Below are 21,629 nucleotides of genomic sequence, written 5' to 3'. Positions count from 1 at the left end.
TAATTAAGTTAGAATGATATAGAATAGAAAGGATATGTTTTATGCGAAAAATAACGATCATTTTCCTGATTGTGCTGACAGGTTTTCTCGCCGCATGCGGCCAGAGTGGGGATACAGATAACAATACCTCAGCAGAACCTGACACATCAGTGCCAATTGAAGCTGATCTGGAAGTTGCTGAGCAAGCGGAAAAAGATGAAAAGGTTACCTTTACAGTTACCGTCACACAAGACGGGGAGGCTGTCTCAGATGCCAGTGAAGTGGAATTTGAAATCTGGGAAGATGGCAATAAAGAAGAAAGTGAAATGATTGAAGCCGATAATGCCGGTGATGGCGCATATACTGTGGAAAAAACGTTTGATACAGATGCTGTCTACCACGTTCAGTCACATGTGACAGCCCGGACAATGCATACAATGCCTGTCAAAAAAATTGCTATCGGCAGTGCAGAGATCGATAAAGAATCAAGCGAGGACAATGAAAACGGATAAAGTGAATCTTCAATCAGTGGGTTTTCCTTTCTTCCCCCACTGATTGTTAGATGAACGAATCGGACATTTAGGGACAGTTGACCGCCGTTCCTGGGCAGCCTACTGTCCGTTACATGCGAGAGATAATTGATGAACCTGAAAAACATTAGCGGCAAATCACGCTAATGTTTTTTATTAAGCATTTCTTGCAAAAGGTCTGACAGCGGCCTGCGGTCCAGATAGCGATGATACACATCAACGTTGTCATCATACACTCTTTGCCTGTTTTCATCCGTAAAAAACTGCAATAACTGTTCTTCCAAGTTATTATCCTTATCGACCGGAATTGCTGTTCCCTGCAGTTTCATCTGCTCGGCATTTATTCGTTCCTGTCCGGGGAGCGGATTATATAAAAAAATCGGCTTTCGTTTCAAAAGGCACTCGCTGATGGTCACCCCTCCAGGCTTTGTCAGCACCGCATCAACCTGATTGTACAACTTATTCATTTCAGCTTTTCTGGTGATATACGGAATCGGTGTAACTGAATCCTGTTCTATCCGGAGCAAATCCTGATATAAGATATCATTTTTGCCGCACAAAATATAATAATGAACCTTGCCGGAATTGAGTGCCGGAAGCATGCTCTTTAGCGAACCGACCCCGAGACTGCCGCCTGTGACCAGCACTTTTATTAAATCGCTGTTCCGTTCTCTTCTGTCCGCTTTCTGAAATACATTGTCAACAGGGATGCCTGTTACATAAATCGCCTCCGGCCTGACACCTTTAGCCGTTAAATAATCTTTAACCGTCAATGTGGGAACTAAATGGTAATCAATCCCTTCTATTCCCCAGAGATCATTAACAAAATAGTCCGTATAAACATTGACCGTGACAGACGATAATTTATTCTTCAGTTTTAAGACACTCGCTATGTTTGATGGAAGGGCATGCGTACAAAATAAAATTCGGACATCATTCCGGTTCGTCAGCCGTTTAAAAAAATACATGAACATTGCTTCATAAAGATATCGGCGGTTATGAAATGGTTCTTTTTTATAAGCAGTAAACCTGTACAGCCTATCATAGACATCCGGGAAATATTTAATCCAGTTTAAATAAGCAGCAGAAATAACTTTTTCCATTCTGCCATAGCTGTATGACAAAATATCCACTTTGTCACAGACAATATCATTTCGGCAAGAATTAATTTCCGCAATTAATGCATCTGCCACATGATGATGTCCGGTTTGTAATTGCATGAATGGCAAAAATAATGCCTTTTCCATGATTTTACCTCCATTGAAAGCATCCTGTCTGGCTTCAATTACCAATGATTCCAACCTTGATTAAATGCTATAATTTTGATTGGAGAGGAGTCATAAAATGATATATGCCATCACGATATTCATAACAGTGTGTATCGTCTATTTCCTATACAAAGCATACAAAAACACGCATGATATACAGATTAATAAAATCAATGCAGTGCCTGGATCTGTTGAACAGCTTCCGGCATTATCGATCCTCCATTTGTCTGATTTACATTTGGAGAATATTTCACTCACACCTAGCCAGCTTGCCGATAATCTAAAGAATGAATCAGTTGATATGATTGCACTAACCGGCGATTTTCTTGACCGGAAACGCAGCATTCCTAAATTACTGCCCTATTTAAAGGTATTACGTGATATGAAACCTGCTTGCGGTATTTACGCAGTCCTGGGCAATCACGATTATGTTCTGAAAGACCAGGACTTAATGGAGCTCATCACCTTATTGGAGAAAAACAATATTCATGTGTTGCGAAATGGCAGTGAAAGCTTTTCAATTAATGGCCATGTGGTCAATATAATCGGGATTGATGACTACAGTACTAACCACAGCAACCTGCCTTTGGCCTATCAGCATGTGAACACGGGAACAAATATCGTTCTGACGCATGATCCGAACATCGTGCTTGATATGCAAGGTTATCATTTTGACTACTTAATGGCAGGGCATTTTCATGGCGGCCAGATTTGCTACCCTAAGGCATACCATCTTGTTAAAATGGGCAAACTCGCAAAACAGAACGTCATAAAAGGCTTGCACATGCACAATAAATCACCTTTTTATATCAGTGAAGGTCTCGGACAGACCGGACTCAATGTACGAATTGGCTCAAGGCCGGAGATAACGTTCCATCAGATTCCATTCAGCCAAGCCGCACATGTTTAATTCATTCGTTCCGAGTGATTCAGCAGCCGGTTCGTTGACATGAACAGGTAGCAAGGCGGGTTTCGGTCAGCCCGGCCTGCAATAAAATTAATAAACACGCACGTGAATTGTTTGAACAGCCGGTAGCATAGGTTTTTAATGGCAAAAGCTTCAAATCCCAGCCGGCGTGTTCCCTTGTCTAACATCGTAATCCCGATCACAGCTTTTATGTCATGGCTTCTGGGGTGACCTTCAATGTAGCTTGAAAGATGTTGCAAATCATTCCGCACCATATGATATAACACCAAAGCACGCTGAACCTGGCTTTTGCAATTCTTAAGCTCACAAATCATACGAACATTATGCAAATGGATTTTCAACAGCACATCGTTCTTCCGAATCGTTGTACCATCTTCAAGTACCACAAGCGAGCCTTTGTATTTTGTTAATCTGACACGGAAAATCGTTTTATTCCGGTCACGATCCGCTATATGATGAAGTCTGGTAAAATTGTAGTAAATAGGATCAAGCGTGTTCCATAGCGCCAGCAAATAATTTTTCATAGCGTTTATCCTTTTCATTAACTGGTATGTGTTCATTAGCTTGCTTTAATCAGCCAAATAATATTGAAGGTATTTTAATCCAAAAAGACTTAAAGTAAGTGTTCAAAAAGAAGAGGATAACAACGACCAAGAAGTTCGAGGCGGCGCAGTTTCGAGCACAGAAAAGCTTCTCCGAATTCACATCGCAGGAGAAAGAGCGGTTTTCTTTTCCAAGGAGCGGAGAAACAAGCCAAATTAGAAACACCGACGTGTCATTGTTACCGGACTTTTTGAACAACCTCTTATAGCAAAACTATGGAAACAGTAAAAAGCAGCAGGGCACTATTTATACCCTGCTGCTTTTCAACATAAATGATTATGCGTATTTGTTTTCCCGATGGCGATTAAACGTCGTAATAATGCCTAATTCGTGATGATCTTCTTCATAAAGGGCGTTTTGTATAAAACGAGCTTCCCCGTTATCTCCAAGCACTTTCAACTTAAAGAAAGCGCCGCTATTCTGTAACGCATAGTAAAACTCATCCATATCAGCGATTTTTTTACCGTTGACTTTCGTAATCGTCTCACCGGCTGCTATCCCCAAGCGATCTGCTGCAGAGCCTGGTATGACCGCTAATATCTTAATGCCGTGGTCATCCTGATTGAAAAATGGTGTTTTTTCACGGTCTTTGATGCGATGTCGATAGCTGAAATATTCTCGTCCGATAATGCCTGCAACTGCAGCAGCCAATGACAGCCAGCCAATATAGATGCTTCCCAGCGCCAAGACCAGAATCACCAAGCTTAGAACATGAAGCGATGCCGAAAGACGAGCAGCGGCCTTCTCGGGTAATTGCCCCTGCACAAGATGATTGAAACCAATTAGAAAAGGGACAAGGACAAGACTGAATGTTTCACCGCCGATTGAAAAATACGGCCAGTACGATGCAAATGACGAAATCGATCCGCTTGGAATCAGAACAAAGAACGGAATGAGCGTCATTTTCCTGAGGTGGTGCGTTCCGATCCATGTACCGCGGCGACCGGCTTTCATTTTCGGAAATGTATCGTTTCTGCCTTGCCGCTTTAATAAAAATGCCTCTGCTGACAATAGCACAGCTGTCAATATACTGAGTGCGGTAAAGTTAGGCATTTCAAATAAATCAGGATCAATAATCGATTGATAGTCCAATACAAAAGGTGAAAGAAGCAATAAAAAATAAGCTGCTCCGATCGTGTAGACCGGTGAAAGTAATGACAGACGAAGGGTCAAACTGAGCAGGAGCGTCACGCCGGACAAGAGCAGGATGGTTTCATACGAAAAGACGAAACCTGCTCCAATAGCTAAAATGGATAATACAAAACCAAATATAAGTGAAATCAGCCACGTGTTTTTCCACTCTGAAAAGACGTCAAAAATCTTCAGACCAAATTGTTGCCGTTCTGCTTTTATGCGCTTATAGCCAATCAGAATTGATAAAATGATTGTCCAATATAAAAGCGGGTTCAAAAAGAAACGACCTACCCCATTTCCCAGTTCTATAAGCCAGGATTGTGCCATTATGATCACCCTCTGTCATATCTTCTCTTTTATTATTCGATATGCGTTGAAATAGTTCCTGCAAATTATTAAGCGAAACTTCATTCAGCGGAATTGATTTTTATTCCGCTGAATGTAAGTTGAGCAGAATCAGGCATTTAAGGGCAACTGGTCCCCCTAACCAAAAGGAACTTCTTACTCATATAAACTGTTTAAAGCCTCTTCCATCTGCCGATCATCTTGACCATTACGAACACGGTCAACAACCTGAGTTTCAATCAACCCGGCTGTTTCTTCGTCCACTTCGCCGGTCACTTCCAAATCATGCTCTTCCTGGAAATTCTCAACAGCCGTTACAGTAGCTTCTCCGAAATAGCCATCTGTTCGCCCGGGTTCATAACCTAAGCCATTCAACATAACTTGTATATTCTTAACATTGTCGCCGGTTTCATCGAATGTGATCGTTTCATCAACCTGCACCGGGTTTGTATAATAATGCTCCGGCTGCTCCACTTCGACAGTCGGTTTCACACCTTCTTCATGAATCCAGGTGCCATCAGGTGAAAGCCATTTAAAGACGGTTAACTTCACTCTGCTGCCGTCTTCTCCGACTGGAACGGCTCGTTGGACAGTCCCTTTTCCAAAACTGTTCTTGCCAACGACATCATACCCGGTTTCTTTCATGGCAACTGCCAGAATTTCTGAAGCGGAAGCACTGCCTTCATCAATAAGTACACTGATCGGATAAGGTTTTTTCTCTTCCAGCTCTGAGTAGGATTTATCAGTTTCGCCATTTGGGTTTTCGATCTGAACATAAGGTTTATCATTCGGTATGAAGTTCTTCAATACTTCCTCGACTGCTGACAGAACACCGCCGGGATTTCCTCTGACATCAATGACGAGACCTTCAATGTTTTCCTCTTCCAGTGATTTCAACTGCTCTGTGAAATGCTGGCCCGTATTTTCAGCAAAAGAAGCTATTTCAATGACACCTGTTTTCTTCCCATCGATTGTCTTGGTCTCAGAGTAAACTGTTTCCACAGGTATGTCATCACGTACTATTGTAACATCGAAGGGCTCTGAGACGCCTGAGCGCTGAACTTCCAGCACGACTTCAGTTCCTTTTTCACCACGGATTTTTTCGACGGCTTCATTTAAATTCAATCCTGCGACACTTTCGCCATCAACACTTAAAATCTGGTCATTCGGTCTAAGACCAGCTTCTTCTGCAGGCGAATCTTTAATGGGTGATACAATGGTCACTTTGTCATTCACCATGCTGACTTCAGCACCAATCCCTTGAAATGAGGATTCGATCGATTGATTAAATTGTTCCATTGATTCAACGTCCATATAGGAGCTGTAAGGGTCATCCAATGAAGATACCATCCCCTTAATAGCACCTTCGATTAACTGCTTGTCTTCTACATCTTCCAAATAATTACTCTTAATTAAATTGTATGTCTCGGCCACCTTCTGCATATTAGCCGGTGGTTCGCTCGCATTCTCATCAGTTGCAGTTGTGGATGTCTCCTCGGCCGAATCCCGGTCAGGCTGTGCCAAGTTCATGCCAAGAAAAGCACCTGCAAATCCCAACAGCACTGCAGCTATCAGCAAAAGTACCAGGTGTTGCTTTTTTAATGTCATTTTTTCACCCCTACTGATATAGATTTACTCGGCGGTTTATCCCTATTATGCACTTACTTGCCCTCTACATCTAGAAAAAGGCATCACACCGTAATGTGCGATGCCTTTAATAATATAGTTTATGCTGCCAAAATGCAATGCCATTCGCCTGATTTTAATTAAAGATAACTCAATGGATTAACTGAGTTGCTTTTTGCGTTGTTCCAGTTGCCTTGATGTAATTCAAAGTGAAGATGCGGTCCTGTCGAACGCCCTGTATTACCGCTTGCGCCAACGCTCTGGCCTCTGCTGACTGATTGCCCGACTGACACAGAGATACTATTTAAGTGCGCATATAATGTCGTATAATAACTGCCATTAATGTAATGACGCACTAAGACGACATTTCCATACCCGCTCATGGTGCCGGCATAGCTTACAGACCCTGCTGCAGCTGATCCAACCGGTGTTCCGATTGATACACCATAGTCGATTCCATGGTGGAATGAACCCCCACGCTGTTTATATCCTGATGTTATCGGTGCAGAAATCGGCTGACTGAACGTGCCATTGCCTGTGCTGGCTGTTGAACCGGTTGAATCTGAATTGTTATTTGAACTGTCTGTTTGACTTGAGCCGCCGGAGCTGGCGCTTGCAGTTTGATTGGCCTGCTTCTCACGTTCTTTTTCTTTTGCAAGCTGCTCTAACTTTTCTTTCTCCTGTTTAGCTGCTTCGATTGCTTTTTGGTTTGCTGCTTCCTGCTGACGCAGCACTGCCTGTTCTTCCTCCAAGCTTACTTTATAATCCTGAAGTTCGCCTTCTTTACTTTCAAGGTCACTCAGCAAGCTTTCTTTCTCTGCCATTTGATTATCCAGTTCTGATTTCAATGATTCAAGCTCGTCTTTTTGGCTTTGCAATGATGCTTTCTTTTCCTCAACATCAGCTTTCTTTTCTTCGATATCTTTTTTCTTAGCTTTTACCTCAGCCTGCTTATCTTCAACCGCTTGTTTTTCACGCTTATGTGTTTCCATAATGTCTTTATCCGAATCCATAATCGTATTAACGGCAGAAGATCTGCTGATTAAATCGCCAAAGCTTTTAGCTCCAAAAATAACTTCTATGTATTTCATGCTGCCGCCGTTTGATTGAATAGCACGCAGGCGGTCTTTTAACAGTTTCTCACGTTCTTTGATACGCTGTTTAAGTTCTTCAATCTCTTCTTTCAGTTGATCAATCTGTCCATTCAGCTCATCAATCTGGTTGCTTAACGAATCAAGCTGTTCGTTTGTATCGGCAATTTCATTTTCTTTTGTTGCTATTTTTTCACGTGTGTCAGCTAAGTCATTATCGATTGTATTAATCTCGCTGTTGACATTGCCTTGTTCTTCCTGATTTTTATCAATCTTTTCTTCTGTCTCCTGTTTATCACTTTGAATATCAGATTTATCCTGTTCTATTTCTTTCTGTTCTTCTTTTTTATTATCTATTTCCTGTTCAAGGTCATCCGTACTCTCTGCCGACACTTTCTCTATATTTGCAAGTCCCATACTGAAAACCATGAGGGCCGCCAGTAAGCTAGAAATATATTTTCTCATCTCGTTTTTCCCCTCTCTGCTGGATCTAATGTTTAATTTAAAGTTTGTCAATTGCTGTTTAAATTTATAAATTCAGTTGTATTTGTGCTTTGATTAAACCGTCAGACACCCTAAATTGCAGGGTACTAAAAAACAATCATCCATTCATTTTGCTGATTATTAGCTGCTTTTAGTGCCCCGCAGATTTAGCATTCCTTATTTTAATCAATTGTCCGCAATATTTTATACTTTTAAGAACTTGCGTACGCTCATAACGCTTCCCCAAACACCGATGACCGTACCGATTAACAGAATAATCAGGGATAACTGCCAGGCAAATGGGTTGAACGGCAACAACTCTACAAAATCATACGTGATCTGTCCGCTCAAATTATTCACCAAGTAATGATAACCACCTAGCACAGCTGCAATTGGTATAATGGAACCTAAAATGCCATGCAGCGCCCCTTCAATGAAGAAAGGCCAGCGAATAAAACCATTTGTCGCGCCAACAAGCTTCATAATCCCGATTTCCCTGCTTCGGGCCATAATTGTCAGTTTAATGGTGTTGGATATGAGGAATATGGCAGTAAAGACTAATGCAGCAATTAGCACAAGTCCAATATTGCGGGCATACTCATTAAATTGGAACAGCTGCTGTATAACATCCCGGCCATAGTTGACTTCCTGGACATTATCAAGATTATTGATTTGCTGGGCAAGTCCATCTGTATTGGATGGGGTTTTGGCTTTGACAATATAAGCATGGCTTAATGGATTGTCCTGCTCAAACATTTGCCATGTCGAACCTTCCTCTCCCATATCATCAATCAAGCCATCAAGCTGTTCATCGTTGGAATTGAACTGAACACTTTCAGCTTCATCCATTTCTTCAATCGAAGCACCAATTTCGTTTATCTCTTCTTCATTTGCGGTAACGTCGATTAACGCTTCGATTTCAACATCTTCTTCAAGGCCCCCGGCCATATGGTTCAGATTCAGCATTAATGCGAGGAATGCTGCCACAAGTAATAATGTTGTTGTTACTGCTCCCACTGATGCTACCGTCATCCAGCCATTCCGGAAAATGTTTTTAATCCCTTCCCTGAAATGGCGTTTAGTCGTTCTAAGCTTCATAGCCGTATTCACCTCGATGTTCGTCACGCACAATCAGCCCGTCTTCTACTGCGATAACGCGTTTTTTAACTGTATTGACAATTTCTTTGCTGTGAGTGGCCATGATCATTGTCGTACCTTTAGCATTGATTTCTTCAAAAATCCGCATAATCTCCCACGACGTATCAGGGTCCAGATTTCCGGTTGGTTCATCAGCAATTACTATTTTCGGGCGATTCACAATCGCACGTGCTATCGATACACGCTGTTGTTCACCTCCCGATAACTCATCCGGAATAAAGCGCGCCTTATTTTTCAAGCCAACCATCTCAAGAACGTCCATCACTCTTATTCGGATATTGCGCGGCGATTCTTCAATAACTTCAAGTGCAAACGCAATATTTTCATAGACTGATAATTTCGGCAGAAGTTTAAAATCCTGAAAAACAACGCCAACGTTCCGGCGTAAAAATGGAACTTTCTTCTCCTTCAAACTGCTTAAGTCTGTGTCATTTACGACTATCGTGCCATCAGTCGGCTTCACTTCACGGTATATCAGTCTGATGAATGTTGACTTCCCGGCACCACTTGGCCCAACAACATAAACAAATTCACCCTGATCGATATTTATATTAACCCCATTCAGGGCAGTAACACCATTGGCATAGGTTTTGTGAATATCTTTCATCGTTATCATCTATGTATCACCTTTAATTCGTAATGTTGTATATCATTGCTGTCGATTATCTTTTATATTCGGCATTAAAAAGACTCATTTGAATCAACGAGTCTATTGGACAATTTTCATATATTATAACATTTTTCAGCAGATATTTTAGGCTTATAATATTACGTTTTGATTTCATTTTATGTAATTCGACGTTATTTTTGTAACATTTTATAACATTTTGCGTAAATATTAATATCCTGATTATATCTGTCGAAAAGATTTTTATTGCTTATTGCTGAATCCATCAAATTTGCTCGCAACACTTAAAAAGCTTGATCCATCAAACATTGGACCAAGCTTTTTGTTTACTGTGTTGCTCATTTACTTTTTCTCGGCTAACCAGTCAGCAAGTGTCTGAGCATCTCCCTCAGAAACGTTTTCTTGTGCCGGCATGCTTCCTTTTCCATTTTGGATGATATCAGCAATTTCATCTGAAGAATAATCTGCACCAACGGCTGTTAAATCCGGTCCGTTACCACCTGAAAGGTCTGCACCATGACATGAAGCACAGTTGCTTTCAAAAATTTCTTCAGCAGCTGCACTGTCGGTGGTTGAACCGCCTTCGTCTCCGCCGGTGCTTTCACCGCCGCTATCACCTCCGCCGCCACAGGCACCGAGCATTAGTGCTGTCGCGAACAGCATTGTCAATAACCATTTTTTCATGTTATCCCCCTAACAAAAGTATTATAAAGGTTATCATGGCTATTATAACCCAATGCTGAAAAAATAAAACTCGTCGTCCATTGTTTTTTGGAAATAATTAACCTAAATGAGTAGCGTGGCGGGGTTCACAACAATTTATGACGTTTTTGTAAATTTTTCCGGACATTAAAAAACGGAGGAGAGCGGGTATTCTCTCCCTCCGCTTACGAATTGCTAATTAATCCGTGAACGTAAATATGCATCGATGAATTGATTAAGTTCACCGTCAATAACACCTTGTGCATTACCTGCTTCAACATTTGTACGATGATCTTTAACCATCGTATAGGGATGAAAAACATACGAGCGTATCTGGCTGCCCCAGCCGATTTCCCGCTGTTCTCCCCGAAGCTTATCAATTTCTTCCTGCTGACGTTCCAGTTCCAGCTGATACAGCTTGGAACGCAGCATTTTCATCGCACGCTCCCGATTCTGAATTTGTGAACGCTCCGATTGACAGGTTACAATCGTTTTTGTCGGCAAATGCGTAATCCGAACGGCAGAATCGGTCGTATTAACGTGCTGACCGCCGGCACCACTGGCACGATAAGTATCAATTTTAATATCTTCATTCCTTACTTCAATATCCACATCATCGTCCATTTCCGGCATCACATCACATGATGCAAATGAGGTATGACGTCTTCCCGACGAATCAAAAGGCGAGATACGCACTAGGCGATGGACACCTTTTTCAGCCTTCAGATAACCATAGGCGTTATATCCCTTGATCCATAGCGTAACATTTTTGACACCGGCATCATCCCCGGGCAGATAGTTGAGCGTTTCAACTGAAAAATGCTTGCTTTCAGCCCAGCGTTGATACATGCGCAGAAGAATGCTTGCCCAATCCTGGGATTCGGTGCCGCCTGCTCCCGGATGCAATTCCAGAATAGCATTATTTTGATCATAGGGTTCACTCAAGAGCATCTGCAGTTCGAATGCGTTCATCTCGTCACGTAATCCAGCTAAATCATTTTCCAGATCTTCAAATAATTCCTGGTCATTTTCTTCTTTGACGAGTTCATAAGACACTTCCATGTTCTCAAGTTGTTCTTCCAGAGAGTCAAATCCTTCCACATATCGTTTCAGGCTGTTATTTTCATCGATCAGCTTTTGAGCTTTGTTCTGATCATTCCAAAATGCCGGATCGCTCATTTCCAGTTCTAGTTCTTTAATACGTTCCCGTTTGACATCTAAGTCAAAGAGACCCCCTGAAATCATCAATACGCTTATTCATCTGTTCCAGTTCATTTCCAATTTCAACAAGTTCCATATTGTTCACCTCTCCAGTCCTTTTATTATATCAGCGAAAACACTCCCGGTCATTCCGAGAGTGTTTCCAGATATTTTTCATATCTTTAAATTATGCACCATGGCAATGTTTGTATTTCTTACCGCTGCCGCATGGGCATGGCTCATTACGGCCAGTGTTTTCCGATTTCACATATGGCTTGCGGCTCTTTTTCTTTTCATCTTGATTTTGCCCGCCGGAAACGGCCTGAGTATTTTTCGCAACTTCCTGACGCTGCAGATTGTCACGAATTTCCGCTTTCATAACGTATTTGGAAACTTCTTCCTCGATCTCAACAATCATTTCTTCAAACATTTGAAAGCCTTCAGCCTGGTATTCCTGTAACGGATCGTTTTGGCCATAAGCCCGCAGATGAATACCCTGGCGCAGCTGATCCATCTGATCAATATGGTCCATCCACTTCGTATCCACTGTACGCAAGACGATTACTTTTTCGAACTCACGCATTTGTTCAGGCGTCAATTCCTCTTCCTTTTCCTCATAGCGTGCTTTAACTTTATCCAGAATCAATTCTGTTATCTCTTCAGGTTCTTTGCCTTTAATATCGTCTGACGAAATATCATCAGGATTCAGCAAATTGCCGTGAACATATTCGATGATGGATTCCAGTTCCCAATTTTCGTCAAGGTCATCTTGCGTATTCGCACTAACCACACGTTCAATTGATGATTTAATCATCTCCTGGACAATTTCACTCAGATCTTCATTTGCTTCAATGACGTCAAACCGTTGTTTATAAATGATTTCACGTTGCTGTCTCAGGACATCATCATACGACAAGACTGTTTTCCGGGCATCAAAATTATTGCCTTCCACACGCTTCTGAGCAGATTCAACAGCTCGTGAAACCATCTTGCTTTCAATCGGCTGTGTGTCGTCCATACCCATACGTTCCATCATGTTGCGCATGTTTTCAGAACCAAAGCGTCGCATCAGCTCGTCTTCCATGGAAAGATAAAACTGAGACATGCCAGGGTCACCTTGACGTCCTGAACGACCGCGCAGCTGATTATCGATGCGTCGGGACTCATGTCGTTCGGTACCAATGACAGCCAGTCCACCACGATCCGTTACACCTTCACCAAGTTTGATGTCGGTACCGCGGCCGGCCATGTTCGTTGCAATTGTAATCGCACCTTTTTGACCCGCATTCTCAATAATCTCTGCTTCACGATAGTGGTTTTTTGCATTTAAAATATTATGCGGGACGCCTGATTTCTTCAAGAGCTTAGATATCAGTTCTGACGTTTCAACCGCAACAGTACCTACCAAAACAGGCTGCCCGGCTTCATAGCGGTCTTTAATATCCTCGGCAACCGCCTGGAATTTGCCTTCCACAGACTTATAAATCATATCCGCTTTGTCATCACGAATTATCGGTTCATTCGTCGGTATTGCAATAACGTCCATATTATAAATGTTGCGGAATTCTTCTTCCTCAGTTTTAGCTGTACCGGTCATGCCGGACAACTTCTGATACATCCGGAAAAAGTTCTGGAATGTGATTGAAGCGAGCGTCATGCTCTCATTCTGAATCTGCATGCCTTCTTTAGCTTCAATTGCCTGATGAAGACCATCACTGTAGCGGCGTCCTTTCATCAGGCGGCCGGTAAACTGGTCAACAATGACAACTTCGCCTTCCTGAACAACATAATCCGTGTCACGATGCATCGATACGTGTGCTTTCAGAGCTTGGTTAATATGGTGTGTTAAGGAAACATGGTTTAAATCAAACAGATTTTCAATACTGAAATAACGTTCTGCTTTATTTATGCCTTCTTCCGTCAGTTGTACACCCTTTGTTTTTTCATCATAGGTATAATCTGTATCTTTGTTCAGCGTCCTGACAAAACCATTTGCCTGCTGATACATTGAGGCAGACTTTTGAGCAGAACCGGAAATGATCAGCGGGGTTCGTGCTTCATCAATCAAAATTGAGTCAACTTCATCAATAATGGCGAAATTCAGGGAACGCTGTACCATCTGCTCTTTATAAAGAACCATATTATCACGCAGATAATCAAAACCAAATTCGTTGTTCGTACCGTACGTGATGTCACTGTTATATGCTTCACGTTTTTCTTCCTTTGTCATTCCATTGCCGTTCAAGCCAACAGTCAGACCAAGGAAGTTGTACAATTCGCCCATATCTTCCGCATCACGGTCAGCCAAATAATCATTGACCGTAATAATATGGACGCCTTCCCCGGAAAGGGCATTTAAATATGCCGGCATGGTCGATGCCAATGTTTTACCTTCACCTGTTTTCATTTCGGCAATATTGCCTTCGTGCAACGCAATGGCACCCGACAGCTGAACAGGAAAAGGACGCATGCCCAGCACACGTTTGGCCCCCTCACGCACAACAGCATAGGCTTCCACCAGCAATTCATCCAAGGTTTCGCCATTGGCATAGCGTTCCTTGAATTCCTCAGTTTTCCGGCTGAGATCAGAATCGGATAACCTTTCCATTTCGGGCTCCATATCTTCAATTTGAGAAACTTTTCGCTGTAGTTTGCTTAATTGTTTTTTATTACCGTCACCAAAAATTTTAGTCAATAATCCTGCCATTTAAAACGCTCCTCATATTTTTCTTCAAGAAAAACCGGCATGCAGCAAATTGCTCAGCAGATGCCAAAGTCTTTCTGTGTCTTAAGAGCTTTGAGATAAACCAAGTTTTTTTAAAAAACCAGCTGTATCAATGCTTTCTGATTAGTACTGGGCATCTTATCTCCAAAACATAACGTTAAATATATTGTGAATTTCATTACGCTTTAACTTGCGTACACAGACAGTCCAATACTAATAATAACGCAACTCAAGTTGTATGACAACTGATTACGATAGTCGGAAGCACTTGAAGTTTAAAGCCGAAACAGGTTTAGGAAGTTGCTCAAAAAGTCCGGTAAAAATGACACGTCGGTGTTTCTAGTTGGCTTGTTTCTTCGCGGCTCATATATCTAAAGATATACATTCCGCTGAATGAAGTTTCACTTTATCCTCCTTCTTGAACATACATTTTAACAGTAATCTTTTCCCGGCAAACGTATCCGCTGGTTTCCTTGCAAAAGAAGAAGGAACAGCCCGGGGGACGGACTGTTCCTGCAACGAAACAAATAAGAGGATAAAGAGGATACTGAAATAGGAAGGCCTATGTAAACGAATAAGGATTTAATGAGTCTTCATGCTTCCCATCCAATTCAGAAAGACGACGATTGGTTACAGCAATGATTTCCAGAAGCTGGGCAATAGCTTCTTCATGCTGCCGAACTTTTGTGGCTAACTCGTCATACTTCTTTTCACTCACATAAGCACTTCCTTTCATCTTGTATGACTCAGTTATAGCATGATGTCCACAAAAAAACCAATCACCATTTTTAAAATTCGGGCGTGCATTCGACACAAATCTCACATAAAAACATAGATTTCGACATAATTTCTATCAAACTTATAAAATATGGCGTAAAATATACTTCCAAATCTAAAATTTGGCATACTGTACGACAAACTTCGACAATGCAAATCACCTTCATCCAAAATCCAGGGGGGAAAACCTTATGAATACATTAAAGGACGGCCCTGTGAGTCAGGACCGCCCCGTTTACAATTTTTATCTAATTCTATTAACTGGTAGGTTCAATTAAACCATATTTACCGTCTTTCCGGCGATAAACAACATTTGTATCACCTGAAACGGCGTTGGTAAATACATAAAAAGCATGTCCCAGCATGTCCATCTGCAGCACGGCCTCTTCAGAATCCATTGGTTTCAGATCAAATTGCTTTTTGCGGACAATTTCAACTTCGTCTGATTCGGCTTGCTCATTTTCCAATGCAGCTTCTTTTTCCAATTCTGCAAATATATGTTTCGGAGAACCTTCTTGTCTAAATTTGCGATTTACTTTTGTTTTGTACTTGCGGATTTGCCGTTCCAATTTATCTACTACCAAGTCGATGGCTGCATATAGATCAAGATGCTGCACTTCGGCCCGGAGGAGTAGATTTGGCATTGGAATCGTAACCTCAATTTGCTGTTCATCGTTATAGACACTCAAGTTGACGTTCACATCCGATGATGGCTCTGCATCAAAATATCTGGCGAGTTTGCCGACTTTCTTTTCGACATATTCCCGAATTGCTCCGGTCACCTCAATATTTTCACCACGAATGTTGTACTTCATAAAAAGTGTCCTCCTTTCATCTTATGTATTCATTATACTACATTCCCCCTCACTTTTCCTGCTTAAACGAAAAAATAATGTCGGAAAAATAGATGCTTGAATCGAAAACCGTTGAATTACCAGCCTTTTTCGCTTATTAATTTTTGCTGTCTAAAAATATTCCATCTATTGTTTTCACATTTTCATATGGGTTAAGGTAAGAATGATTAGATTTTTTCTGTTTTTTCATATGTGTCATTTCAACCTTGAACTCGTTGAATAATAATGTTCAGTTTTTCCTGAATTTGTTCATTTAGACTGACAATTTCACTTCCGAGCACCATTTCGTTTTCAGTTAAAGTAGGGAGGACTGATTTGGCTGGGAACCCCCCTCTTGCCTCAATCCAGAAATCAATCATCTTTCAGCCACCATGTCTCTCCCCCCTTTCCTGTCATCATTTTTTCATAAAGTGAGACTTCATTCAGTGGCGTGCTTTTCTCTACTGAATGTTAGTCGAATCGAATCGGGCATTTAAGGACAGTTAGCCGCCGATTTATGGCGAAATTACTGTCCTTTACATGCGGGATAAATGGCTGTTATCCACGAATTAATGTCAGAGCATAGACAGCCGGGCAGCCGTTCCTTTTTAAAATAAAAGCGGCGTGGTGCAATGTTGTTCCGGTAGTATAAATATCATCGGCAAGAATGACCGGTTTGTTGAATGTCTGTTCCGTCCTGAATGGATTTTCGGCTGTTATACGCTCACGGCGCGTTCGTTTTGATTGCTTCTCACTGTGGGTGCGTACCAGTAATTCGACTGTTTCAAGCGGTAAAAACCCTGCCAGCATCCCGGATTGATTGAACCCTCTCTCTTTAATGCGTTCCTCACTTAATGGAATCGGAACAGCTGCAGTGTCTTTGGGAAGAAAGGAAACTATTCGGCTAAATGCTTTCCGGTAATAGTTTTCAAACGCATTGCCAAGCGAATAATCGCCCCGGTATTTCCATCTTGAAATCATCTCTTGCATCCTGTCATTATATGTAAACACCGAATAATTCCATTCCAGCGGGGCATCATGTCTACTAAGTTTCCACCGCCTGCAATCAGAACACATCTCCTCTTCACTTTCCCTGCTGCATGTGCTGCATCTTTTACCTTGCAGAATCTGCAGTTGATCCTCACAGGAGGGGCACAGCTTCTTGCGTTCGGGCGGCTGAATAATCGTTTTCCAGCTGATTTCCGGTATAATATCGGTATCACACCATAAACAATTCATGCTAGTGAAACCCTCCCCGCTTGTTCATTTTGATAATGGATCTGACCGCTTCTGTCATTGCTTCAGTTTTCCCGTCATGGAAGAAAACAACTTCTCCATCCGGATCATCCGGGCTTCTGCCTGCTCTGCCGGCAATTTGTACAAGTGCTGCTTCATCAAAAACCGTGTGACCTGCGTCAAGAACCGCCACATCCACCGATGGAAAAGTCACCCCACGCTCCAAAATGGTGGTTGTAACAAGTATTTGGTATTGTTTATCCCGAAAGGCCTGAACTTTTTCCTCCCGGTTCTCATCAGAAGCATGGACTGCCATAATATCAAATTGAGAGAGACGGTTTGCTAGTTTTTGCGTCATGGTTTCGGCCAGGCTGATGGTCGGAACAAATATGAGCAATTGCCGATAAGCGTTCTTGCGCCGGGAAAACCATTTATAAAATGGGTCAGGAAGCTGAGAATTCGCTAGGTTTTTCTTTAATGAAAAACACATTTGCAGGCTGGGTACTGGCAATGGATGGTTATGAAAACGTCTGGGGACAAATAAATAAGGCAGTTTCTTTTCCGTCATTCGTCTCTTATAGTCTTTCCTGGGGGTGGCTGTTAAATAAATCGTCGTACCGGTTTTGTTTCTGGCGCGCTCGGTGGTAAATGGGAGGGTTGGGTCTTTTGTATACGGAAATGCGTCAACCTCATCAATAATCATGACATCGAATGCATTACTGTAACGCAACAGCTGATGAGTTGTTGCGATAATAAGCTGAGCTGTTCCGTCTTTTTCCAGACTTCCGCCATACAAGCCTTGGATATAAATATCGGAAAATGCCGCGCGCAGCCTTGGCAATAATTCCCTCACCACATCTGCCCTCGGTGTGGCAATGCATATTCTTTTTCTAAGTTTAAGGGCTTCGGCTATGCCGGGATAAAGCATCTCTGTTTTACCGGCACCACAAACCGCCCATATGAGGAGCTCTTTTCTACTGTGGCTAATGGCTTCGGTTATTTGATTCGACGCTTTCTGCTGCGCTGCGGTCAAGTTTCCCGTCCATGTACAGGCATCCGTGTGACTTGGCCATTGGTAATCATGACCTGTCCATTCATATAATGATAAGCATTCCATGACCCGGCCCATTTCAATGCACTTCCTGCAATAAGTATGGGTTTCTTTACAATTGTGACATGGCATCCTGCCGAATAATGAGGGCTTTTGGTTGCCGCAGCGCTGACATTGATAAAGGAGCCATGTTTTCTCAATAGAGGGCTTAGAGGTAAAATGACCTGTTTCCAGTAATCGTTCGAATAAGGGGTCATCAATGAGGATTTCATTTCGCAGAAGAAGTTTGCCTGCATAACGCTGACAAAGCTCGTTATAGTCCATAACTTCACGCTCCCGGCAGATTAATAGGAAGGTTTTAAAAGGATCGGCAGGGCAGCCAATCCCCGAGTAACATTTAAGATTATGCTTTTGTATACCAGCAGACACCGAGAGCACCTTCTCCGAGGTGGGTTCCGATTACCGGGCCGAAATAACTGATCATCGTATCCATCCCGGGATAATCAGCGTCAAATTGCTCTTTCAGTTCAGCAGCCGCTGATTCATTATTGGCATGAATGAAAGCAACTTTAAGCTTTTTCCCCTGTGCCGCTTCTTCTTCAATCATGCCCATAATCCGGTTTAACGCTTTTTTCCGTGTCCTGATTTTTTCAAAGGGCACAATCTTTTTATCAACAAAGTGAAGCACCGGTTTTACCTGAAGCAGGCTTCCCACGATTGCCTGGGCGCCGTTCAGACGGCCGCCGCGCTGCAAGTGGCTTAAATCATCAGCCATAAAATAAGCACGAGTTGATTTTTTCATTTCGTCAAGACGAGCAATAATTGCCTCAGGCGTATCCAGTACCTCAGACAGCTCTGCCGCCTCCAGCACATAAAAACCCTGACCCATGCAGCTCAGCTCAGAATCATACGGATAAACGTCAATCGCATCAATCATTTCACCTGCACTGGCAACGGCCTGGTATGTGCCGCTGATTCCGCTCGACAAATGAACCGAGACGACTGCATCATAGTCCTTTGCCAATTCCTCAAGCTTATTGGATATCATTCCAATTGACGGCTGAGATGTTTTCGGCAATTCCTCAGCTTCTTTAACTTTTTGATAAAATTCCTCAGTCGTGATATCAGTGCCTTCACGGTATGATGTATCACCAAACACGACACTGAGCGGGACGATATGAATGTTATGCTTATCGATTAATTCTCCGGGAATATATGATGTGCTATCAGTCATTACGGCAATCTTCATTGCTTACCTTCTCCTCATACATGTGCTATTTTCTATCATTTTACATCAATTGTGACAAAAATGCATCATGAAAATACCCTGCAGTTTTCACTGCAGGGTATTTATTCAGGCATTTAATGAAAGCTTAGCTGTCCATCTCAACCCAGCCTTTTCGGATGGCGGAAACAACAGCCTGTGTGCGGTCATTAACGTTCATTTTTTGCAAAATATTGCTCACATGATTTTTCACTGTTTTTTCACTGATATATAATCGTTCCGCAACGCCTCTGTTGCTTTTCCCATCAGCCAGGAGCTGCAGGACTTCACATTCACGGCGTGTAAGCAAATGCAGCGGTTTATGGTATTCGACAGCATTTTCTGCAACGGTTGCCGCGTTTTCACGTGCCAGACGTCGATATTCCTGAACCAGATTGTGGGTGATTCTTGGATGGAGATAAGAGCCGCCTTCACGAACAACTTTTATCGCTTCGATTAAGGCATCTGAATCCATTTCCTTAAGTAAATACCCCTGTGCCCCCGTTTTTAATGCATGCGTTACATAGCTTTCGTCATCGTGTATCGACAGGATAATGACATTGGTATTCGGATATTTTCGCACTAGATCTGCAGTGGCCTGAACACCATTTAATTTTGGCATATTGATGTCCATCAGCACCACATCTGGTCTGTGTTTCCGAACCAATTGAGAGGCAATATTGCCATCATCACCTTCAGCTACAACTTCGAAAGAGGATTCAAAATCCAGGATGCGCTTAACCCCTTCACGGAATAACTTATGGTCGTCGATTAATACAATTTTGGTTCGTTTTTTCGTCATAGCATGGTTCCTCCCAAGTTATTACTCTATTCAGTTACCCTATTACAGTAATTTGCCGATCTTAATGTCTATAACATTAGTATACTTTTTATTTTTTAAAATTCAAAGTCTTTGGAAATGGAAGATGGAACTTTTATCATGATTGTTGTTCCTTTGTCTATCTCCGAGTTGATTGTCAATGTGCCATCAAGCATTTCAACCCGTTCCCTCATCCCGATCAAGCCAAACGATTTATCTTGTTTTAACCCGGGATCAAAACCTTTCCCATCATCTTTGACTGTCATGGCAATAACCGATTCAGTTATTTCGAGTTTCACTTTAATAAGTGTTGCTTCAGCATGTTTCACTGCGTTCTGCAGCGCTTCCTGCATCAATCGGAAGAAGGCAATTTCATATTTTTGCTGTAAGCGCTCTTCTTTTCCCATCGGTATGAATTCGATATCGATATCATTGTAGTCGGACACGGTTGAGACATATTTTTTAATCGTTGGAACCAAGCCCAAGTCGTCCAACGCCATTGGCCGCAGATCATAAATGATACGGCGGACTTCATACAAGGAGGAGCGAATCATTTTCCGGATGCTTTTCATTTCACAAAGCGCATCTTCATATGTACCCTCGCGGAAAGTCCGGTCTACCAGCTCTGAACGGAGTAGAATATTTGCCAGCATCTGGGCCGGTCCATCGTGAATCTCCCGTGATATTTTCCGCCGTTCTTCTTCTTGCGCCTCAATAATTTTCAATCCGAATTCCTGCTTCTCTTTAGCTTCTACAATCATTTCGCCTACTTGTCTGAAATCATCATTCAGATAGGTGAGAATAACAGATATTTTACCTGCCAGCCCTTCTGCGTGTTCAATGGTCTGATCTAACGCAGTGAGCCTGCGCTCAAGTTCATCCCGCTTATCTTTTAGAGTTTTCTCTTCCTGACGTACGATTGCCAATTCTGTCTGCATTGCATGTGTTTTTTCATAAACGTCACGTATTTCTGATTCAGAATAGTGGTCGAATTCTTTGCTGACTTCTGACAAACGCTGTCTTGAATAGCGTACTTTTTGTTCAAGTTCGTCGCCTTTGCCAAGATGACTGATGACTTTTTCTCTAATTTCCTGCAATTCTTTTTGCAATTGTTCATATTCATTGCGTGCTTCTTCGCCGATGTTGAAAATTTCATCCTTACTGTTTTGTACGACGTCAACCATTTCATCAATTATATAATCCAGTGCTGTGTCTTCCAGTTTTTGTGACATAAATTCCCACCAGCCT

20 protein-coding genes are annotated in these 21,629 nt (G+C 42.1%); 2 read left to right on the top strand and 18 right to left on the bottom strand.

All coding sequences use genetic code 11. The features are described from left to right. The first annotated feature begins 41 nt into the window (after positions 1–41). Complete coding sequence (locus AOX59_RS18330) at positions 42–491, top strand: FixH family protein (RefSeq protein WP_068447786.1); 450 nt, start codon at positions 42–44, stop codon at positions 489–491. 161 nt (positions 492–652) lie between these two features. Here the strand turns inward: AOX59_RS18330 and AOX59_RS18325 are convergent, their stop codons facing one another. Beyond that, entirely contained in the window at positions 653–1,756 is a 1,104-nt protein-coding gene (locus AOX59_RS18325) for an MGDG synthase family glycosyltransferase (RefSeq protein WP_068447784.1), read from the bottom strand. Between the two features lie 97 nt (positions 1,757–1,853). Here AOX59_RS18325 and AOX59_RS18320 point away from each other — a divergent pair, with 97 nt between their 5' ends. Beyond that, positions 1,854–2,687, top strand: coding sequence for a metallophosphoesterase (locus AOX59_RS18320; protein WP_068447783.1), 834 nt, complete (start codon positions 1,854–1,856; stop codon positions 2,685–2,687). Here AOX59_RS18320 and AOX59_RS18315 read toward each other — a convergent pair. From AOX59_RS18315 to AOX59_RS18245, 17 genes are all read right to left on the bottom strand, one after another. Further along, positions 2,684–3,229, bottom strand: a complete 546-nt coding sequence (locus AOX59_RS18315) for a YkoP family protein (RefSeq protein WP_068447781.1) — start codon at positions 3,227–3,229, stop codon at positions 2,684–2,686. The genes AOX59_RS18320 and AOX59_RS18315 overlap by 4 nt on opposite strands. Positions 3,230–3,584: 355 nt before the next feature. Further along, positions 3,585–4,769: a PDZ domain-containing protein gene (locus AOX59_RS18310; protein WP_068447779.1), complete on the bottom strand. Its 1,185-nt coding sequence runs from the start codon at positions 4,767–4,769 to the stop codon at positions 3,585–3,587. Positions 4,770–4,943: 174 nt separating this feature from the next. Next, the gene (locus AOX59_RS18305; protein ID WP_068447777.1) at positions 4,944–6,395 is read right to left on the bottom strand and encodes a S41 family peptidase; all 1,452 of its coding nucleotides are present in this window, start codon (positions 6,393–6,395) and stop codon (positions 4,944–4,946) included. Between the two features lie 158 nt (positions 6,396–6,553). Further along, a complete protein-coding gene (locus AOX59_RS18300) occupies positions 6,554–7,969 on the bottom strand; it encodes a murein hydrolase activator EnvC family protein (RefSeq protein ID WP_068447775.1) in 1,416 nt (471 codons plus the stop codon). A 222-nt stretch (positions 7,970–8,191) separates the two neighbouring features. Then, positions 8,192–9,085, bottom strand: coding sequence for a permease-like cell division protein FtsX (gene ftsX, locus AOX59_RS18295; RefSeq protein ID WP_068447774.1), 894 nt, complete (start codon positions 9,083–9,085; stop codon positions 8,192–8,194). Beyond that, on the bottom strand, positions 9,075–9,761 hold the full coding sequence (gene ftsE, locus AOX59_RS18290; RefSeq protein WP_068447772.1) for a cell division ATP-binding protein FtsE: 687 nt from the start codon (positions 9,759–9,761) through the stop codon (positions 9,075–9,077). The genes ftsX and ftsE overlap by 11 nt, the downstream gene beginning before the upstream one ends. A 354-nt stretch (positions 9,762–10,115) precedes the next feature. Beyond that, positions 10,116–10,457, bottom strand: coding sequence for a cytochrome c551 (gene cccB / locus AOX59_RS18285; protein WP_068447770.1), 342 nt, complete (start codon positions 10,455–10,457; stop codon positions 10,116–10,118). A gap of 213 nt (positions 10,458–10,670) precedes the next feature. After that, positions 10,671–11,772, bottom strand: a protein-coding gene (prfB, locus tag AOX59_RS18280) for a peptide chain release factor 2 (protein WP_156418754.1) whose coding sequence is annotated in 2 segments (ribosomal slippage) — positions 10,671–11,699 and positions 11,701–11,772 — 1,101 coding nt in all. Because the reading frame shifts where the segments join, the coding sequence is not laid out codon by codon here. Positions 11,773–11,862: 90 nt separating this feature from the next. Then, entirely contained in the window at positions 11,863–14,382 is a 2,520-nt protein-coding gene (gene secA, locus AOX59_RS18275; protein WP_068447768.1) for a preprotein translocase subunit SecA, read from the bottom strand. A gap of 580 nt (positions 14,383–14,962) precedes the next feature. Then, positions 14,963–15,118 carry a hypothetical protein gene (locus AOX59_RS19900; protein ID WP_156418753.1) on the bottom strand — a complete coding sequence of 52 codons (156 nt, stop codon included), beginning with the start codon at positions 15,116–15,118 and terminating at the stop codon, positions 14,963–14,965. Between the two features lie 316 nt (positions 15,119–15,434). Next, positions 15,435–15,992, bottom strand: coding sequence for a ribosome hibernation-promoting factor, HPF/YfiA family (hpf, locus tag AOX59_RS18270; RefSeq protein ID WP_068447766.1), 558 nt, complete (start codon positions 15,990–15,992; stop codon positions 15,435–15,437). 239 nt (positions 15,993–16,231) lie between these two features. Beyond that, on the bottom strand, positions 16,232–16,390 hold the full coding sequence (locus AOX59_RS19895; protein WP_156418752.1) for a hypothetical protein: 159 nt from the start codon (positions 16,388–16,390) through the stop codon (positions 16,232–16,234). Positions 16,391–16,568: 178 nt separating this feature from the next. Further along, the gene (locus tag AOX59_RS18265; protein WP_068447764.1) at positions 16,569–17,249 is read right to left on the bottom strand and encodes a ComFC family protein; all 681 of its coding nucleotides are present in this window, start codon (positions 17,247–17,249) and stop codon (positions 16,569–16,571) included. A 1-nt stretch (position 17,250) separates the two neighbouring features. Beyond that, positions 17,251–18,375 (bottom strand): ATP-dependent helicase ComFA, encoded by a 1,125-nt coding sequence (locus AOX59_RS18260; protein WP_237049324.1) that lies wholly within the window; start codon positions 18,373–18,375, stop codon positions 17,251–17,253. A gap of 325 nt (positions 18,376–18,700) precedes the next feature. Then, on the bottom strand, positions 18,701–19,546 hold the full coding sequence (locus tag AOX59_RS18255; protein WP_068447759.1) for a DegV family protein: 846 nt from the start codon (positions 19,544–19,546) through the stop codon (positions 18,701–18,703). 124 nt (positions 19,547–19,670) lie between these two features. Beyond that, entirely contained in the window at positions 19,671–20,363 is a 693-nt protein-coding gene (locus AOX59_RS18250) for a response regulator (RefSeq protein WP_068447755.1), read from the bottom strand. A 95-nt stretch (positions 20,364–20,458) separates the two neighbouring features. Next, positions 20,459–21,613, bottom strand: a complete 1,155-nt coding sequence (locus AOX59_RS18245) for a sensor histidine kinase (RefSeq protein WP_068447752.1) — start codon at positions 21,611–21,613, stop codon at positions 20,459–20,461. Positions 21,614–21,629: the final 16 nt, after the last annotated feature.

This window comes from Lentibacillus amyloliquefaciens (genome assembly GCF_001307805.1).
GTDB lineage: Bacteria > Bacillota > Bacilli > Bacillales > Amphibacillaceae > Lentibacillus > Lentibacillus amyloliquefaciens.
Note: the sequence above shows the minus strand (reverse complement) of the source record. Positions and strands in the feature narration are given on the sequence as shown.

Excerpts from the sequence above, each read along its gene's own strand:
- AOX59_RS18330 (WP_068447786.1), top strand. The coding sequence starts at position 42 with ATGCGAAAAATAACGATCATTTTCCTGATTGTGCTGACAGGTTTTCTC.
- AOX59_RS18325 (WP_068447784.1), bottom strand. The coding sequence starts at position 1,756 with ATGGAAAAGGCATTATTTTTGCCATTCATGCAATTACAAACCGGACAT.
- AOX59_RS18320 (WP_068447783.1), top strand. The coding sequence starts at position 1,854 with ATGATATATGCCATCACGATATTCATAACAGTGTGTATCGTCTATTTC.
- AOX59_RS18315 (WP_068447781.1), bottom strand. The coding sequence starts at position 3,229 with ATGAAAAATTATTTGCTGGCGCTATGGAACACGCTTGATCCTATTTAC.
- AOX59_RS18310 (WP_068447779.1), bottom strand. The coding sequence starts at position 4,769 with ATGGCACAATCCTGGCTTATAGAACTGGGAAATGGGGTAGGTCGTTTC.
- AOX59_RS18305 (WP_068447777.1), bottom strand. The coding sequence starts at position 6,395 with ATGACATTAAAAAAGCAACACCTGGTACTTTTGCTGATAGCTGCAGTG.
- AOX59_RS18300 (WP_068447775.1), bottom strand. The coding sequence starts at position 7,969 with ATGAGAAAATATATTTCTAGCTTACTGGCGGCCCTCATGGTTTTCAGT.
- ftsX (WP_068447774.1), bottom strand. The coding sequence starts at position 9,085 with ATGAAGCTTAGAACGACTAAACGCCATTTCAGGGAAGGGATTAAAAAC.
- ftsE (WP_068447772.1), bottom strand. The coding sequence starts at position 9,761 with ATGATAACGATGAAAGATATTCACAAAACCTATGCCAATGGTGTTACT.
- cccB (WP_068447770.1), bottom strand. The coding sequence starts at position 10,457 with ATGAAAAAATGGTTATTGACAATGCTGTTCGCGACAGCACTAATGCTC.
- secA (WP_068447768.1), bottom strand. The coding sequence starts at position 14,382 with ATGGCAGGATTATTGACTAAAATTTTTGGTGACGGTAATAAAAAACAA.
- hpf (WP_068447766.1), bottom strand. The coding sequence starts at position 15,992 with ATGAAGTACAACATTCGTGGTGAAAATATTGAGGTGACCGGAGCAATT.
- AOX59_RS19895 (WP_156418752.1), bottom strand. The coding sequence starts at position 16,390 with ATGATTGATTTCTGGATTGAGGCAAGAGGGGGGTTCCCAGCCAAATCA.
- AOX59_RS18265 (WP_068447764.1), bottom strand. The coding sequence starts at position 17,249 with ATGAATTGTTTATGGTGTGATACCGATATTATACCGGAAATCAGCTGG.
- AOX59_RS18260 (WP_237049324.1), bottom strand. The coding sequence starts at position 18,375 with ATGGGCCGGGTCATGGAATGCTTATCATTATATGAATGGACAGGTCAT.
- AOX59_RS18255 (WP_068447759.1), bottom strand. The coding sequence starts at position 19,546 with ATGAAGATTGCCGTAATGACTGATAGCACATCATATATTCCCGGAGAA.
- AOX59_RS18250 (WP_068447755.1), bottom strand. The coding sequence starts at position 20,363 with ATGACGAAAAAACGAACCAAAATTGTATTAATCGACGACCATAAGTTA.
- AOX59_RS18245 (WP_068447752.1), bottom strand. The coding sequence starts at position 21,613 with ATGTCACAAAAACTGGAAGACACAGCACTGGATTATATAATTGATGAA.